The sequence below is a fragment of the Arthrobacter sp. MYb23 genome (assembly GCF_002979775.1).
Classification (GTDB): Bacteria; Actinomycetota; Actinomycetes; order Actinomycetales; family Micrococcaceae; genus Arthrobacter.
The window spans coordinates 99,600-116,714 of sequence record NZ_PCPR01000013.1 but is presented as its reverse complement, the minus strand read 5'-3'; the positions used below and the strand labels follow the sequence as shown (position 1 = coordinate 116,714).

Sequence of the window (17,115 nt, the reverse complement as noted above, 5' to 3'; positions counted from 1 at the left end):
AGTTCAGCTCTCCCGATTGTAGTGTGCCGCGAGTGCGTCCAAGAACGAGATATCCATCGGCTTGTTGGCAGGAACGCCCATGTGCTCAGTGACAAAAGCGCCGAGCATATTGGTCAGAAGGACCAAAGACAGGCCGTTGGGATAGAGCGCAAGTTGGGCCTTGGCGCCACCACCTGGGGCAGGGATGTTACCGCTTGGGCTTTGCGCAATGATCCAGCCGATTCCCCACAGGCCAGGCTCGCCAGTATATTGGGGAACGGGCGCCCAAAGCTCGTCGAGACTTGACTGCTCCCTGAGAAGCTTTCCGCCCCGCAGTGCGATCAGCCAGCTAGCCAGGTCGGCAGCGGTGCTGTGCAACCCAGCTGCGGTCCTCACGATGGGTGGCCAGTTGATGAAACTATTGTCGAACCGACCGTTAGGTTCACCGTTCGGATCTATGGACATGTAGGTGTTGGCTCGATGGCGGATGATGTCGCGGTCGTCTGCATAGACCGTGCTCGGCATCCCCGCGACATCGAACTGCTTCTCCCTGATGAATGCGCTGAAGGGCTTGCCGGCAAGCTGATCGATGATTTTGCCAAGCAACGCAAAGTTGGTTTGCACGTAGTTGTAGCCTCGGCCGGTCTCAAACTGCATGGGCGCGGCATACACTGCGGCCCAGGCGCCTTCTTCGTCGCCATCGCCGATCAGCCGAGCCGATCCTTCCGGAGAGTATTCCATGATCTCCGGGACCCCGGACGTGAGCGTCGCAAGTTGCCTCACAGTGATGCTCAGCCAGGTTGCGGGAAGGTCCTCCAGATACTGCCCAATTGGCGCTTCGAGGTCAAGCAGCCCCGCCTCGACCAGCTGCATGAGCGCAACCCCCGTGAAAGCCTTCGTCATGGAGTTGATCGAGAAGACAGATTCATGGCTCACGGGAACGTCATGCTCCAGGTCGGCGGTGCCCAAGGCCTCCAATGCCAGGATTTTTCCCTCGCGGATAGCCGCGAACTGCAGACCTGGAACACGGCGCTTCTCCATCAGGTCAGTGAGCAGCTGTTGCAGGCTGAGGTCCGCCGGCTTGTTATCGAAATTTGTCGTCATGGTCATTTTGTTCTTTCTGTCGGTTCGTCAGCCCACCCGCGTTTCAGTTCCTTTTTGTCTCTCTTTCCCACGGCAGTCAGGGGAATTTCCGGGACGAACTTGATGCTCTTGGGCGTCTGCACAGGCCCCTTGCGTTCGCGCACGTAGGCCATGATTTCTTCGGCTGTTGTGCCAGGGTCTTCACGCACGACTGCCGCCACTACGATCTCGCCCCAGTGCTCGTCAGCCACTCCGAACACGCTGGCTGACGCCACCCCCGGGTGCTCTTCCAAGACGTCCTCAACGGCACGCGCATAGACGTTGAAACCGCCGGTGATGACCATCTCTTTGGCGCGGTCTACGATACGCAAATAGCCGTCCGGATCACGCACCGCGATGTCCCCGGTGTGTAACCACCCGTTCCGGAATACCTCAGCAGTTTCCTCGGGTCGGTTGAGGTAGCCGCTCATCACCAGCGGCCCACGGACGCACAATTCGCCTGGTTCGCCGTCAGGGACCTCCTGGTCGTCGGCGTCGACCATCCGGATCTGTGCTTCCGGCACAGGCCTGCCGCACGAGCTGAGCCGACCATCCGACATCACGTCGTGTTCTTCCCGCCGCATGATCGTCAAGGTGGTCGGGGCTTCAGCCTGTCCGTAGAACTGAAAGAACACCGGTCCGAAGTGTGCTATCGCTGCCTTGAGGCGTGTCGGAGAGATCGGTGAGGCGCCGTAGAACACCGTTTCCAGACTGGATACGTCGAACTCCTGAAGCCGGGGGTGGTCCAACAGGGCATTGATCATTGTGGGTACCAGCAGGACGCAAGTGATGCGGTTGCGCTCGATCGAAGCCAGCACCGAGACCGGGTCGAATCCCGGCTCGACATACATTGTTCCGCCGTGGGCGATGGTCGGCATGAAAGAGATTGCGCCCGCGTGGCTCAGCGGCGCGCAAAGCAATGTCCGGGGTTCCTTTGGCCACTGCCAGTCGGAGATCGTGATTCCATACATGGTCGCCATAGAGCGAAAGCTCGCCAGCGCGGCCTTCGGGAACCCGGTAGTGCCGCCGGTGTAGGTAACCCTGTAGATGGATTCGGGGTCGAGTTCTCGGAGTGTGACCTTGTTGGACTCCTGGCCCGCGGCCAGTTTCACGAGGTCTTCTGCGCCACCGCCCCCCAAAGTGAGTACTCGCGCGCTGCTTGCCGAGATCTCGACGGCCTGCTGGATCTGGGATCGTCGCTGTTCGCTCACGACAACAGTTTCCACGTCGGCGTCCTGCAGAATGTTGGCGAAGTCGCTGGGCGATCCCATGGGGTGCAATGGCACGAAGGCCGCTCCAAGGAAACCTACAGCATTCTGGACGAACAAGACCTCGACGCTATTGGCCGCAAGTAGAGCGACCCGGTTCCCCGGGCCCACGCCCAATTCGGTCAGAGCCGCCACATAGCGAGCCACCTCGGCCTCGAGTTGGGAACCCGTATAGGTCTCCCCTGTCGCCGACTGCAGCAGGATCGAATCGCTGAAACGTCGGAAGGCTCCCAAGATGACAGAGTTCAAATCGTCGAAGGATCGCCCGGAGTCGTGTGCTTGGGCGACTTGGAATGGGTGAGTTGTCATATCTATTGGGCGTCCTGCCCGTTGGGGTGCACAGCAGAGATCAGCGAAGCGCCTCGTTCGTCAACCACGCTCAGGAACTTCCCCCGGGCCTTGGCAAAAGTGTCGCTTAATGGCTTTGTCATCGCTCCTCGATCCGCGTGTTCAGATTAGTTCAGGGTGCCGGGCGCACCGTCAATAGGCGGGCTTTCGGCCGGGCTCACACGCTTCGCCCCTAGTGATGAATATTACATGCAGTACCATTGAATGGCAACCATAGTATTAATGGCGTGTAACCGCCTGACCCAAAACCTGACCCAAAAAATAGGAGCTACCTTGCTACTCAACGACACCGCTGTCATTGTGACCGGAGCAGCCTCCGGCCTCGGGGCCGCCACGACCGCCAGACTGGCCCAACAAGGGGCACGCGTGTTCGCCCTTGATCGCAGCGTGTCTGATGCGCCAGCAATCTCAGGCGTCACATACCTGGCAGCTGACGTTACAGACCCTGACCAAGTACGAAGCGCAGTTGATCGCGCCGCCACCGAGGGTCCACTTCGCACAGTGGTTAACTGTGCCGGCATCGGGCCCTCCGCCCGCGTCCTGGGCAAAACCGGGGTTCACGACCTGGGGCTTTTCACTCAGGTAGTCCAGGTCAATCTCATTGGCACCTTCAATGTGATGGCACTCGCTGTCGAGGCAATTGCGCAGACACCAGAACTCGAAGACGGTCTTCGAGGCGTCGTGGTGAACACGGCATCAATCTCGGCCTTCGAAGGTCAGATCGGCCAAGCCGCTTACGCCTCATCCAAAGGTGGAGTCGTTGCAATGACCCTTCCGGCAGCACGCGATCTTGCCCAGCACGGCATCCGGGTCAACACGATCGCTCCAGGAGTAATAGAGACACCGATGATGGCGACCGTCAGCGACGAGTATCGGACGAATCTGGCAGCCGGCGTCCCCTTTCCGAAGCGGCTGGGTCGCCCCGACGAATTTGCGCAGCTTGTCGAGTTCCTTGTCGGCCACGACTACATCAACGGCGAGACCATCCGCATGGACGGAGCTTTGCGCATGTCTCCGCGCTAACTCCATAACAAGCCCTCCCGGACCAGATAGTTGACGGCAGGCCGAAGCGGTCGTTGCAACACCAAAAATTTGGAAGTTGCAACGACCGCAGCGTTGCCTGACTGCCTACCGACTAAAGCGCGACGCACTAGTTGCAGTATTTCGCGGCGCGCAGGCTCTACCCTCACCGTCAACGCGCACCCGGTCAACACATTCCATAACCTGCCCCCGGCGCAGGCAGGTTATGCTCACGGACTACTCGGTCATGACGAAGAATCCGACCCCTCCGGGCAGGCGGGTGCGGCGTTCTCTGCCCAGTCCGCTTTGTTCCATCGACAGACTTACCGCGATAAACGAACTGCATGCCTGCTCCTGTAGGCCCGCCAGCCTGCCTGCACGCTTCAAAGGAACACTCACAAGGCCCCAGGGGCCAAAAAGTGTCCGCCGACACGGCTCTTTCGTCGTCGGCACCGAGCCCGTCGCTCAGAAGCGCAATGGATCACCACGCAGAACGCTCGACTGGAAGAACCAGCCGAGCGTCTTGCGTTATTTAGCACCAACCAAATCATCAGAAGTCGTCATAACCGCCGACCAGTCGGGGCGTGCACCGTTGAACAGGCCGGATCAGTTGGCTGATTCGATGATCGTCGCAGTTGCCAAGCCGCCGCCACCACACATCGTTGAGAGGCCAAGTCCACCGCCGGCGGCTTGCAGCGCATGAGCGAGGTGGAGCAGCTGCCGCGCACCTGTCGCCCCAAAGGGGTGCCCAAGACTGATCGCGCCCCCATCAAGATTGACTCGATCAACATCCACACCATAGTGCTTCAACCAAATAAGGACGGGGATTGCGTACGCCTCATGAATGTCGATCAACGTCATGTCGTCGAGCGTGAGTCCCGTGCGCTTAAGGATCTTCTCGGTGGCATCATTGGGTCCGTCGAAGATGATGTCAGGGTCATTGCCTACCCAGGTCGTTGACCGGATCCAAGCCAGGGGCTTCAAGCCGAGACGCTCACAGGCTTCCTCCGAGGCGAGAATTATTGCGGCACTCCCGTCGGAGAGCTGGCTGGAGTTGGCCGCGTTGTTCACGCCGTCTTCGCGGTAAACCGAGGTCAGGGCCTGTGCCTTTTCCACGCTTGAGTCAGGACGGACGCCTTCGTCGCGATGCAAGAGCGTCACACCGTCAACCTTGACCGGCACGATCTCGTTGTCAAAGCTGCCGCGCTCCCAGGCGGCATGGGCTGCGAGATGTGAGCGCACACCATACTCGTCGCACATAGCTCGAGTGATGCCATACTTCTCTGCCGCCCGCTCAGCCGACTCGCCCTGATGAGGCATGTCCCAGTGGGCTCTCAGACTCGGCGAGATCGGACTATCCTCGCCGACTGTTTCATTGAGCCTCGTTGGAACACGGGTCAGCGACTCCACCCCGCCACAAATAACCACGGCAGCGTCTCCCGCGATGATCGACGCAGCTCCGAGGTGCGTAGCGAGCTGGCTCGAGGGGCATTGCGCGTCCAATGTGGTGATAGGTACGCTCATCGGGAACCCAGCTGCCAGCCAGGCGTTACGCCCCACGTTTTGCGCTTGGCCTCCTATTTGCCCGGTTGCGCCCATAAAGCCCATGTCAACTTCAGCAGGGTCGATTCCTGCGGCAGCTACAGCGCCTTTGAGCGAGGTACCAAGCAGATCTACGGGGTGTACGTCGCGATAAGCCTTGCCCATCTTCCCAATGGGAGTGCGGACGCCGGCGACGATGGCAACGCGATTCATGTTTATCCAATCTATGGCGGTCTATAAATCTCTTTAAGAATACATGCAGTACCAACTATTGGTTAGCCATGCATATGGTCATTCTTCAGGACAAGGTTCGGGTCCCTCGATGAGAAACCCACGGAGCCCGCGACCGGAATCGGCATATACACCGAGAACCTGGTCGCGGGCCCGAACAGACTACTTCCAGACCTGGCCGTATACCCGCAGCCAGTTCTCGCCAAGAATTCCGCTCACTTCATCACCGGTATATCCGCGTTCGAGCATTCGATCTGCAAGTCGCGGCATTCCGGTCGGTCCACCTTGGCCGAGACCATCGGGGAAGTAGAAGGGCGGAGGTGCATAGGTTTCGCGGCTCCATATCTGGGACTTCACCAGCCCCTCATAGTCCTCCATCGTCAAGAGCGCCTTATTGTCGACCTGAGTGCCGCGGCAGTAGTCGATCCCGAGCCCAACGTGACCGGCGCCCACTAGGTTGTCTACATAGACCATGTGGTCGATGAACTGGTCCAAAGTCGGTTTTGGATCTGCGGCGACGAAGAACGGCAGCCCGTTCATTCCTATGACGCCCCCGCTTGCCGCGACGGCCTTAATAACTTCGTCGGGAATGTTGCGGGTGCTCGCATGCACTGCATGCGGATTCGAGTGGGATGCGATGACGGGTGCGGTTGATGCTTCAACGACCTCCAGCGCCGAACGCCAGCCGGTGTGGCTGATGTCCACGAGGATGCCGAGTCGGTTCAACTCCGCCAGCATCGTGTGTCCCAGCTTGCTCAGTCCTGCGTCCTCTGGCTCCTCGCAACCGTCACACATGACTCCGCGACGGTTGTACGCGACCTGAACAATACGCAGCCCCATGCGGTAGTAGGCCTCGATCAGAGACGGCTCGAACTCCAACGGCCTGGTCCCTTGGAAGTGGAACACCACAGCCATTTCGCCGGCTGCCTTCGCTGCCCGAATCTCCTCTACAGAGGTTGCCAACCGCAAGCCTGGCGTATTCCGAATGAACTCAAGGCATCGACCGAAGGCAAATAAAGCCTCGCGCGCGGCCCCCAAAGCTGACACAGTGACTACGCTGACACTCGTGCCGCCCGCCTTCCATAGGTCCAAGTGATCGCGCCAATAGTCGAACTCGCAAACCGCGTCGACTACCACCGCATCCTTGAAAGCGAAATCAACGTTTCCAGTCATTTCTCAACTACCTCTTCTTTGTAAGGCTGGTTCTATTTGCGTGTGATATTCAACGGCCATGCCTCGTTCCACCATGGCTGGTGATAGGACGTCCACTCGAATCCCGATGCGATGCCGAGGTTGCCATTGAGCGCCATCAGGGGGACGTACGGTACGTCTGTACCCAACTGCTTCAAAAGTTCGGTGTATGAATCAAACTGAGCTTCCGGCGTGGTGGCCTGAGAAGCTTGGCTGATGATGCGGTCCACCGACTCCGGGCCGTACGCGGCCAGGTTGCCACCGCCCTCAGCCAAACCTGCCGAGCCCAGCCAGTACGACGGCATGTACCCGGGTGTGGGTGTGCAGCCTCCACCAGCCGTGTAGATGGCCGGGCGGTCCTTGGCAGCAGCGCCCACTCCGGCGACCCACTTCGCGATGGTTTCACTCTTCACCGTGAGCTTGATGCCGATCTTGCCGAGTTGGTCCGCGACGATCTGGGACCCGGTGACGTTGTTGGAGAAATCAGTGGTTGGCAACTCTGCCGTGAAGCCGTCAGGGTAGGCCGACTTGGCCAGTTCGGCCTTGGCCGCATCAAGGTCGTGCGGGTACTGAGGGAGTGATTTGATCATCGCGTCGATCTTGTCTGCCGATGCAATCGTGGACAGCGAGTTCGGGGGAATGAATGTCGTAATGGGATCGGCGCGACCGCCGACGTCGTTGACGAAAGCGTCCCGGTTCAACGCGTGGGCGACAGCTCGACGTACATGAACGTCGCTCCACGGGCCCGACTGGGTGTTCATCGCAAAGAAGCCCATGGAGCAACTTGGGCCGCTGACGATATTCGCCTGGGAGGTCGACTCGAAGGCTGTCACGTTTGAGACGCTGGGCACCAGGTCAATTGATTTGGCCCGCAGAGCGAGGGCTGCGTTGGTTTCAGTGTCAAAGAACTTGATCTCGAGCTTGTCGAATTTTACGTCTCCGCCCCAGTAGTTCTTGTTGGCCTTGAACTCAGCGCCTGTTGTCGGGTCCAATTTGGTGATCTCATAGGGGCCGGTTCCCATTAGGAGCGTTCCGGGGTTTCCGAAGTTGTCTTTGTGGTCCTCGTAGAACTTCTTTTGGAAGATCTGGGAGGAGAACATTGACGCTTGAGTTGGCCAGTTCGAATCGGGTGCCTTCAACGTCACGGTGACAGTGTTCTTGTCAGTTGCCTCGATGGTGGACACTGACTTGTATTTCGCCGACGTGTATGAGGCTGGATCCCGGTAGCGTTCGAGGGAGTAGACGACGTCATCAGCCGTCAGCTCCTGCCCGTCCCAGAACTTCACGCCTGGGCGGAGGTGATAGACGTAGACGGTGGGACTGGGATTGTCCACCTTCTCGGCGAGCCGTGGCTCAAGGCTGCCGTCAGCCTTGAGCTGCACAAGGTTCTCTAGGCTCGCGCTCGAAATGAGCGGGGCAATCTGCGAGTCGACAATATCGACTGTGCTCGTGCTGCCGACCATTCCGATGCGGACAACTCCGCCTTGTGTTGGTGTTGCTGCCTGTGGTGAGCCTGAACAGGCGCTCAGGCCTGACACGGCAATTATCGCAGCCGTTGCGGTCGCAAGCACTCTACGCATGACATTCTCGTTTCACGTATTGGAGGGACTATTTTGGGTGATGGTGTTGTTGCCTCATCGCGGGACGTTACTAGTGGTTCTAGAGCCAGTCGCTGGATTGTGGCGTCGAAGTGATCAGCTTCCGGGTGTAGGGATCTGCCGGTTGTTCGAGGACTTCCTTCGTGGGTCCGCTCTCGACAACACGGCCGCGGTGCATCACGTAGACGTAGTCAGATATTTGTCGAACGATTGCTAGGTCGTGGGTGATGAACAGGTAACCTAGCCCCCTCTCGGCTCGGATTTTTCCGAACAGGTTGAGGATCTGTGCCTGGACCGACATGTCCAGGGCAGAGACTGACTCGTCACAAATCAGCAGTTGGGGCTGCGCCGCCAGAGCACGTGCGATTGCGACTCGCTGGCGCTCACCTCCCGAAAGTCCTACCGGCTTGCGCTGTCCGTACTCAGGTGGCAGGCCTACAGTTTTTAGCAGTTCTGCCTCTTGGGCAGCGATGTTCCGTGCCTTCGGGTCGTGGGTCCTGATTGCCTCCTGCAGCGTCCATCCGATGCTGCGTTTGGGGTTCAGGCTTGAATAGGGGTCCTGGAACACCATCTGCACGGTGCTCCGCAACCGGCTGGTATCCCGGCGGCTCAGCTTCGACCAGTCCGTGGTCGGGATGCCGCAGATCTCGATCTCCCCGCCCGATGCGGTCTCTAGGCCAATGAGCATGCGGGCTAGTGTCGTCTTCCCGCTGCCGGATTCGCCGACGATACCAACGCTCTGACCATCACTGATATCGATGGACACTCCGTCCAGCGCTCGGACGGACAGTTTGCCACTGCTGAATTGCTTGTAGACGTCCCGGACTCGGACGAGCGGTTCTACAGGCGAGTCCGGCTCCGAGACGGCCTCGGTCGCCTCTGCTTGAATGCGCTTGCGGAGCTGGACCATCTCATCGCGAATCTCATCAATTCGTACGCACCTGGACAACCGATCGGTGCCGATCTGTACCAAGGCAGGTGTTCCCTCACGACATACCGCCGACGCCCACTGGCACCTGGGCGCGAATGAGCACATACCCGTGACATCATCGGGGTCCGGGACGGACCCGGGAATCGAGAGCATCTCGTGAAGCTTTCGGTCCACTGGCGGCTCGGAAAGCAACAGTCCGTGGCTATAGGGATGCAGCGGTTCATGCTCGAACTCAACCGACGGCGCAACCTCCAGAAGCGATCCCGCGTACAGAACATGGACCCGATCACAAGTGCCAAAGGCCAAGCGAAGATCATGGGTGATCAGCATGACACCCATGCCACGCGTGCGCTGTATCTCCTTAATGAGCGCCAGAATCTCCCGCTGGGTGGTGACATCCAGCGCTGTGGATGGCTCATCGGCGATCAGTAACTTTGGGTCACGGGCAAGAGCGGCGGCAATAGCCACGCGCTGGCGCATACCGCCAGATAACTGGAAGGGGTATCGGTCGACGACCGATGGATCGTGAATACCTACCTCGGCCAGCCGGCGAATGGCCTCTTGCCGTTTTTCCGAACGCGAACGCTTGGCGAACTCGGGCGACAATGACTCGGCCAGAATTTTGCCACAGCGCATCACCGGATTGAGCATCGTGAAAGGATCCTGAAGGATCATGCCGATCTCGCTGCCCCGCATCAGCCGTCGATCCCGTTCATCGAGGCTGAGGAGGTTCGTTCCCCCATACGAAACAGTCCCGGATGGAATAAGTCCCGTCGGCAGCAGCCCCATGATCGCTTTCGCGGTTATCGACTTGCCGCTACCGCTTTCACCGACGATTGCGATCATTTCCCCTGGGGAGATCGATAGATCGATTCCGGACACGACAGTCTTTGTGGCATTGGCTGTCTTGTGGACGATGGACAGCCCCGTGACGTCCAGTAGTGGCATCGTTACCTGTTTCGTTGGCTGTTCAAAGATCTCTGCGCTGGTCATCGGGACACACCCTTCTCGGACAGTCGCTCGTAGACCCAGTCGCCCAAGATGTTCGTGGACGCAGCGGTCAGCACGATCATCAAACCGGGGGCGAGGGCCGCCAGTGGACTCACAAACAGAAGGCTGAGATTCTCGGCAAGCATCAAACCCCAGTCCGGGGTCCCTGGGCTGACACCCAACCCGAGGTAGGACAACCCGGAAAGTGACACCAGGCAGGTTGCAAAGATCAAAAAGGTGTTGGCGACCGCCACCGGTGCAACATTGGGCCAGATGTGCGACAACAGGATCCGGCGACCCGGCACACCGAGGGTCCTCGCCGCCTCAACATACGGTCGTGGCATCTGCTCGATTGTTGCTCCTCTGACAACCCTCACGTCCAGGGGCACGATAAGCACGATCAACAGGCCGATCGCGAGCCAATACCCGCCGCCGAACGCGCCGGCGACAACGATGATGAGCAACAGCGCCGGGATCGACCACATCAAATCCACCCATCGCATAATGAGCGAATCGACCCAGCCGCCGCGATAACCCGCAAACAAACCGAGCAGATCACCGATTATCATCGAGCTCAAGGCCACAATGGCCGGCCCTACTATAGCTGTTCGAGAACCCACAATCAGCCTGGAGAAAATGTCGCGACCCAACTGGTCTGTGCCGAGCAAGTGCGCACCGCTTGGACCGGACATCCCCAGGGCTGTGTCCTGGGCGTCAGGGTTCAGCGGGACCAACATGCTTCCCAGGAATGCAGACAGCACAACCACGAAGATTACTGATGAGCATGCAACGACAATCCATGGGATCCGCCCACGGCGCCGGGAACGGCTAAGAATGCCAGGCTCCAGAACGGCAGTCATACAGATTTCCTTTCGACTCTGATCCGTGGATCAATTGCCATATAGAGCAGATCTGCGAGCAGATTAGCCAGGATGATGACCACCGCGATGATCATTGCGACCCCTTGAATGAGGGGCAGGTCCTTATTGACCGCGGCATCTACCAGCAGCTGCCCGATACCAGGAACTGAAAACGTCACTTCTACGAGGAACGCGCCGGTAATCAGCGAACCCAACACCAAACCACTGATCGTGACGATTGGAATGAGTGCGTTCCTCAAAACGTAGGTGCTCATGATGCGAATTGGGCTCAGGCCGCGTGCGCGGGCGAATGTCACATAGTCCTGATCGATCACAGCAAGGACTGCTGCCCGGGTGTGCTTCAGCACAAATGCCGAGACTGTAAGCGCCAGCGCCACAGCCGGAAGCGTCAGATGCCACAACCGTCCGACGAAGTCTTCGCCAATACCGGTGGCAGGGAACAGCTGGACAGTGATGGCGAACAGGAACAGGAGGAACACGCCACTGACGAAGGCCGGAGTGCTTAGCGCGATGACCGATGCACCGACGATCCCACGGTCGACCACTGTCTTCCGGCGGAGCGCTGATAGCACGCCCAACCCGACACCGCCGATCATGGTGAGTATATAGGCGTAGATTCCAAGGAATATCGACACCGGAAGCCTCGAGCCAATTTCCTCCGAGACGGGCAATGTGGTCAGGATTGACGTCCCAAAATCGAGTTGGAGCGCACCCTGCGCCCAGATCCAATATTGGGTGAGGAACGGCTGGTCGAGGTGGTACTTCTCGTTCAGAAGCCGAACTGTCTCCGGCGTCCGTGGTTGGTTCCCGAGCAGAATGTCGACGGGGCTACCAGGTGCAAGGTAGAGAAGCGAATATATGAGGAACGACAGGATGGCCAGCATGATGACCAATGCACCGGCCCGTCGTGCCAGAAACAGCGCCAGGTGTCTAGCCGACATTGCGCTCCCTTTGTGAAGGCCGCCACAGGACTCCCCCGTAGAGGGCCTGCCCCGGCAAGTTTTCCCGCAGTCATTGAGGGGTTTACGTGATTCAGATTACATGCTGCACCAACTATCTGCAAGACATTGGTTGTTGCTGCTTTTCTATTTTTCGAGGCTGGCCTCAGCGCTCGCCCGCGCTGACCAGAAGGTGTGGAACGAGGCGGTGCCGAGTAACGTGTGAGCCGTTTTTGGCCGCAACTCTCAAAATGAACTGGCACGCCAGGCCGGCGCTGCGAGGCTTCGCGTAGCAGGCGCCCGCCGCCTCCGGTCTTTCCCGATGCTATTGAAGCGTGACCCCTGGTTTACTCCTTAGGGGAACGAACCTTTCCCGCCGAAACCGGATGTGCTTGAACTGCCGAGCATCACTAAGACCTGGTCTCGATTGCCAACTTCGACAGATCCCAAGACGTGGACGGGCGACGGGTACCCAGCAGGAAAGCAGGGATGGCTAATGAACACCTGCTCCTCGCCAGTCGCGATCCCCATTGGCGAATCCAACCCGCTCGCATAGAGGGCCATCGGTAAAGGGTCTTTCAACGACGCATGAGGCAGGGCGAGCATTCCAGAGAACCCGGAGCGACGGAATCGCGTAAGTTACGATATCCAACGGCAAGAAACGTCGAATCTCCTTGACATCACACTGCGTTCCGGATCCTACTGAACATGGATGACGGGTGACGCATCAGTCGCGGTCGTGTTCGGATGCCCCGCAGGCGGGTCAGGAATGGGCTTGGGAGGTCAGTTGCTGAGGTGATCAATAAACTTTGCAGTGTGCGGCGCGGGGTTGGCACGCGAGCGAATCAGAGCTGCTCGAAGACACCAAGTGAAGAACTGGCCGAGTCACGGTAGCGACGGATGAGCTTCCGGTCGCGAGGTACGTGGAATGAGGAGACTCAGCACGACTCCCACCACCGCTCCAGCCGCACCGATGACGAACGCGGCGCGGAAGCCCTCGGAACTGGGTACGCTGACCGCACCGACCGAGATAGTGAGTTGTGCGAGTACTGCCGCAGTGACAGCGGACGAGAGCGTGTTGCCAAGTGTGCGCATGAGCGTATTCAGGCCGTTGGCTGCCGCAGTTTCAGAGGCGGGCACAGCGTGCATGATCAATGTCGGCATGGCCGCGTATGCAAGTCCGATACCAACGCCGATCAGTGCATTGATTGCAAGGATCTGCCATACCTCTCCTGCCAGAAATAGGAGCAAAAGGTATGAGGCAGCAATCAGCGCTGTCCCTGCAACGAGGACCGAGCGTGGACCCAATCGCGAAGTAAGCCTGGCCGCAAGGGGCGAGGTGCCCATCATCGCGAGTCCAGCAGGGGCGAGCACGAGACTTGCGACTATCAGGCTGAGCCCGAAGCCGACCCCGGAGGCCGCCGGCAGCTCAAGCAGCTGCGGCAGAGTGATTTGCGCGCCGAAGAACGCAAACCCGACGGCTACAGAGGCGAGGTTGGTATAGAGAACGGCCGGTCTGGCGGCAACGCGCAGGTCGACAAGCGGACTGTCTTGCCGCAGCTCGTACCAGCCCCAGAGCCCTAGCACAGCGACGCCGCCAAGACCAGCGCCGAGGATACCAGGGCTCGTCCAGCCGACCTCGTTGCCGCGGGAGACCGCGATGAGAACCCCACTGAGTCCTAGTGCGAGCCCGATCGCCCCGACCACGTCAAAGCTGCCGGGCGACCGCAAGGTCGAGACCGGAACAACGATCAGCAAGAGAACGATATTAAGCACTCCGAGGCCGGCTGACAGCCAGAACAGGACGTGCCAGTCAAGGGTTTGCGCAACAAGGGCGCTAAGTGGCAGGCCGAGCGCGCCTCCAATCCCGAGGGTCGCGCTAACCATGGCGATGCCAGCGGGCAGACGGTCACGGCGCAGGGTGTCCCGGAGGATCGAGATGCCGAGCGGGATGATTCCCAGCACCGCACCCTGAAGCGCGCGACCGGCAACGAGGGTCCAGACGTCCCCAGCCAAGGCGCAGATTACTGAACCGATCACGAGCACTATGAGGGACGCAACCGCCATACGCCTCTTGCCGTAGAGGTCACCGAGTCGCCCCGACACCGGGGTGAATATGCACGCGCCGAGCAACGTCGCCGTGATCACCCACGCCGTTTCGCTACGTTCAGCGTCGAGCAATGAGGGTAGCTTCGCCTGGATTGGCACGACAAGCGTCTGCATAAAAGACGCGCTCATTCCCGCGAAGGCGAGGACAGCGGTGATCAGACGAGGGTCGGGCGAACTGGTAAGGGATCGTCTGTCACGCACGGAGTTCCTTCGCATCGGGCCTGCCACCTTATAGAGGTGGATGGCATAAGTAGTAGGGAAACACACTGGATCCCTGGTGATGACACCAATGCCAGAACACTTGAGCGAGGGTTCGCTTTGTGTTTCCGGCCTGTTAAATTTGGTGATTGCTCTTGCATTAGATGGTGCACCAAGTATATAGATATACAGAACATTTCCCCCAACTGGCAGGAGAGCCATGTCCCACCGCACGTCCCCTCAAGGCGTCCTCGCACTAAGCGCGGCCACTCTCGCTCTGTTCTCGTACAGCGCGTTGGAAACCGCGATCTCGCCGGCGCTCCCCAGCATGATGGACTTCTACGGGGTCCCCGCCGCCGTAATCGTCTGGGCCTTCACCGCATTACTGCTCGTAGGCGCGGTCGCCACTCCAGTCATCGGCCGACTCAGTGACGTCGCCGACACGCGATGGGTGCTGGTCGGAGTGCTTCTAGCCGTGTCGCTCGGCGTCCTGCTGTCCGCCGTCGCGCCAACGATCGAGCTGTTCATCACCGGTCAGGCCCTGCAGGGCATCGGCCTAGCGCTGATCCCCCTCTCGGTGAAACTCGTTAGTTCCCTGCTGCCGCCCAATGCCGCGAAGATTGGCAACGGGATGATCATCACCATCGCAACCGCAGCCACCGCACTCGGATTCCTTGTCTCAGGTCCGCTGCTGGACTTGCTCGGATTCCGCGGTCTGTACTGGATTACGCTGGCGATTTTGCTCCCCTCCGCGGTCCTGGCACTATTCACTCCGAAGATCGCCGCGACTGCCGGCAGCCGCATCGATTTCGCCGGAGCGTTCTTCCTCGCACTCGCGGCGGGCGGCACGATGCTCGCCATCGCGGGAGCGCGCTCCTGGGAACTCACCAGCCCGCAGGAATTGCTCACCATCACTGCAGCCGCGATTGGCGTGATCGGCCTCATCGTCGTCGAACGTCGCCACGAGAATCCCGTGGTTGACTTCGCACTCATGCGCACCCGTCCGATCGCAGGAGCCTGCACCGTCGCATTCGGCGTCGGGTTCAGCACTTTCTCCGCCTACGTACTCCTGCCGATACTGATCACCATGCCGACCGAGGCAGGCGGGCTCGGTGGAACCGCGACAACAACTGGACTTCTGCTCCTGCCGCTGGGCGCGCTCGGCGCTATCGCGGCACCGTTCGCAGGACACCTCGAACGGCTCGTCGGCGCGCGGATAGCCATGCTCATCGGGACTGGCACTATTGCCGCGAGCTCGTTGCTGCTGGCCGTAGGGTTCCAAAGCATCGGCCTGATCGTCGTTGCGATGGTGCTGATCGGGATCGGGATCGGCCTGGCCCTTACACAACTGCTCAACGTCGCCATCTCTGCCGCTCCGAGCGATCGACAGGCGAGCGTCTCCGGACTGTCCTTCGTGATTAAGAGCATCAGCGGATCCCTCGGCGCCCTCATCGGCGGGCTTGTGATCTCAGCCGTGAACTACGCACCGAGCGGCTTCACCACGGCATTCGTGATCGCAGCAGTGGTAAGCGTACTCACCATGGGCGCCGCCTTCATGCTGCCTCGTTCCAACCTCGCCGTTACGCCCTCGCGCGAGCCGGTCTTGGTTGCTTGAGTATCAGAGCCGACTTTCAGCACCTCCACACGGTCATGGAAGGACGCAATCCCCCAGGGTCCAGTGTGGACGTTTCAAATCGATCGTCCTGTACCAAGCCGCTCGCTTCGACACCAAGCGGCCTGTTGGACACCTGAGGCGCCCTCCTTCCCGGAGACACGCCCCGCAGCGCATCGAAGTCGAGATCGCTGGCCGCGGCTTGGACGAAGGAGGAATAGCTCAGTGGTCAGACTCAGAAAATATCGTCGATTGCCATGGGATCGCTGAACAATTGACACTTCGGCTAACCGTTACACGATCGAAACCTCACGGGTATCGAAACTTTAATGGACACCGTCCATTATTTAAGGAATGAATCAGCCGCTGACGTGGCGTTACATCCTGAAGGAGAATTCATGCCTGAGCTTCCAATGCTCGATCCCGGCTCGTCCGACATCCTGGGAGCGGCCAACAGCCCCGTACTATGGATCGCCGCGGTCGGCGTCTTTGCCGTTATCGCGGCTCAGTCCGCTATCTACTTCGTGGCCGTGCGCAAGGCGGCACCCGCGGTCGGGATGTCGGCCGATGACGTTGCGCGATCTGTCCGTGCTGGCGCGATCGCTGCGATCGGCCCGTCGCTGGCCGTCTCCCTCATCGCCATTACGCTCCTAGGCGTCTTCGGCACTCCGGGCGTCCTAACCCGCATCGGCCTCATCGGCTCGGCCGCGTTCGACGTCGCAGCCGCTGAGGTCGCCGCCGGCGCTCAGGGCGTCACACTCGGTGGCGAGGGCTATACACAGTCGGTGTTCGCGACCGTGTTGCTATGCCTCTCCATCGCCGGCTCGGGCTGGATGATCGTCACCCTCATCGTGACGCCCCTGCTCAAGCGCGGTACGGCACGCATCGAAGTCTCACGCAGCGCACGCGCCGCGGCGGCGATGACGATCATCCCGACAGCCGCGCTGCTAGGGGCATTCATGACCTTCGGCATCCAGCAGTTCCAGAAGGGTCTCGCCGCCACAGTGGTCGTCCTCGCAAGCGGCGGCACCATGGCGCTGTGCCTGTACCTCGCCAAACGGACCGGCAAGCAGTGGCTTCGCGAATGGGGACTCGGGTTCGCCCTGGTCGTCGGCATCACCACCGGCGTGGCCCTCGCCTCGGCGGGCATTGCATGA

Annotated in this window: 12 protein-coding genes; 3 read left to right on the top strand and 9 right to left on the bottom strand. The window is 59.9% G+C overall.

What is annotated here, in order from left to right; all coding sequences use genetic code 11:
* Positions 1-3 precede the first annotated feature (3 nt).
* Positions 4-1,083 (bottom strand): serine hydrolase, encoded by a 1,080-nt coding sequence (locus CQ020_RS14410; RefSeq protein WP_181151890.1) that lies wholly within the window; start codon positions 1,081-1,083, stop codon positions 4-6.
* A gap of 2 nt (positions 1,084-1,085) precedes the next feature.
* Complete coding sequence (locus tag CQ020_RS14405) at positions 1,086-2,678, bottom strand: AMP-binding protein (protein ID WP_105692463.1); 1,593 nt, start codon at positions 2,676-2,678, stop codon at positions 1,086-1,088.
* 312 nt (positions 2,679-2,990) lie between these two features.
* On the opposite strand from CQ020_RS14405, the gene CQ020_RS14400 reads away from it, so the two are divergent.
* Positions 2,991-3,740: an SDR family NAD(P)-dependent oxidoreductase gene (locus tag CQ020_RS14400; protein WP_105692462.1), complete on the top strand. Its 750-nt coding sequence runs from the start codon at positions 2,991-2,993 to the stop codon at positions 3,738-3,740.
* Between the two features lie 603 nt (positions 3,741-4,343).
* Here the strand turns inward: CQ020_RS14400 and CQ020_RS14395 are convergent.
* From CQ020_RS14395 to CQ020_RS14365, 7 genes are all read right to left on the bottom strand, one after another.
* Entirely contained in the window at positions 4,344-5,492 is a 1,149-nt protein-coding gene (locus CQ020_RS14395) for a thiolase family protein (RefSeq protein WP_105692461.1), read from the bottom strand.
* A gap of 180 nt (positions 5,493-5,672) precedes the next feature.
* Complete coding sequence (locus tag CQ020_RS14390; protein WP_105692460.1) at positions 5,673-6,683, bottom strand: dipeptidase; 1,011 nt, start codon at positions 6,681-6,683, stop codon at positions 5,673-5,675.
* Between the two features lie 32 nt (positions 6,684-6,715).
* Positions 6,716-8,281, bottom strand: coding sequence for an ABC transporter substrate-binding protein (locus CQ020_RS14385; protein WP_105692459.1), 1,566 nt, complete (start codon positions 8,279-8,281; stop codon positions 6,716-6,718).
* 79 nt (positions 8,282-8,360) lie between these two features.
* Complete coding sequence (locus CQ020_RS14380; RefSeq protein ID WP_219844515.1) at positions 8,361-10,223, bottom strand: ABC transporter ATP-binding protein; 1,863 nt, start codon at positions 10,221-10,223, stop codon at positions 8,361-8,363.
* The gene (locus CQ020_RS14375) at positions 10,220-11,080 is read right to left on the bottom strand and encodes an ABC transporter permease (protein WP_105692458.1); all 861 of its coding nucleotides are present in this window, start codon (positions 11,078-11,080) and stop codon (positions 10,220-10,222) included. Before CQ020_RS14375 ends, CQ020_RS14380 begins: the two co-directional genes overlap by 4 nt.
* Positions 11,077-12,042 carry an ABC transporter permease gene (locus tag CQ020_RS14370; RefSeq protein WP_105692457.1) on the bottom strand — a complete coding sequence of 322 codons (966 nt, stop codon included), beginning with the start codon at positions 12,040-12,042 and terminating at the stop codon, positions 11,077-11,079. Before CQ020_RS14370 ends, CQ020_RS14375 begins: the two co-directional genes overlap by 4 nt.
* 882 nt (positions 12,043-12,924) lie before the next feature.
* Complete coding sequence (locus CQ020_RS14365; RefSeq protein ID WP_105692490.1) at positions 12,925-14,364, bottom strand: MFS transporter; 1,440 nt, start codon at positions 14,362-14,364, stop codon at positions 12,925-12,927.
* A gap of 202 nt (positions 14,365-14,566) precedes the next feature.
* Here CQ020_RS14365 and CQ020_RS14360 point away from each other — a divergent pair, with 202 nt between their 5' ends.
* Together CQ020_RS14360 and CQ020_RS14355 are read left to right on the top strand one after the other, a co-directional pair.
* Entirely contained in the window at positions 14,567-15,961 is a 1,395-nt protein-coding gene (locus CQ020_RS14360) for an MFS transporter (RefSeq protein ID WP_105692456.1), read from the top strand.
* 395 nt (positions 15,962-16,356) lie between these two features.
* Positions 16,357-17,115: a DUF5058 family protein gene (locus CQ020_RS14355; RefSeq protein WP_105692455.1), complete on the top strand. Its 759-nt coding sequence runs from the start codon at positions 16,357-16,359 to the stop codon at positions 17,113-17,115.

Excerpts from the sequence above, each read along its gene's own strand:
- CQ020_RS14410 (WP_181151890.1), bottom strand. The coding sequence starts at position 1,083 with ATGACGACAAATTTCGATAACAAGCCGGCGGACCTCAGCCTGCAACAG.
- CQ020_RS14405 (WP_105692463.1), bottom strand. The coding sequence starts at position 2,678 with ATGACAACTCACCCATTCCAAGTCGCCCAAGCACACGACTCCGGGCGA.
- CQ020_RS14395 (WP_105692461.1), bottom strand. The coding sequence starts at position 5,492 with ATGAATCGCGTTGCCATCGTCGCCGGCGTCCGCACTCCCATTGGGAAG.
- CQ020_RS14390 (WP_105692460.1), bottom strand. The coding sequence starts at position 6,683 with ATGACTGGAAACGTTGATTTCGCTTTCAAGGATGCGGTGGTAGTCGAC.
- CQ020_RS14385 (WP_105692459.1), bottom strand. The coding sequence starts at position 8,281 with ATGCGTAGAGTGCTTGCGACCGCAACGGCTGCGATAATTGCCGTGTCA.
- CQ020_RS14380 (WP_219844515.1), bottom strand. The coding sequence starts at position 10,223 with ATGACCAGCGCAGAGATCTTTGAACAGCCAACGAAACAGGTAACGATG.
- CQ020_RS14375 (WP_105692458.1), bottom strand. The coding sequence starts at position 11,080 with ATGACTGCCGTTCTGGAGCCTGGCATTCTTAGCCGTTCCCGGCGCCGT.
- CQ020_RS14370 (WP_105692457.1), bottom strand. The coding sequence starts at position 12,042 with ATGTCGGCTAGACACCTGGCGCTGTTTCTGGCACGACGGGCCGGTGCA.
- CQ020_RS14365 (WP_105692490.1), bottom strand. The coding sequence starts at position 14,364 with ATGCGAAGGAACTCCGTGCGTGACAGACGATCCCTTACCAGTTCGCCC.
- CQ020_RS14360 (WP_105692456.1), top strand. The coding sequence starts at position 14,567 with ATGTCCCACCGCACGTCCCCTCAAGGCGTCCTCGCACTAAGCGCGGCC.
- CQ020_RS14355 (WP_105692455.1), top strand. The coding sequence starts at position 16,357 with ATGCCTGAGCTTCCAATGCTCGATCCCGGCTCGTCCGACATCCTGGGA.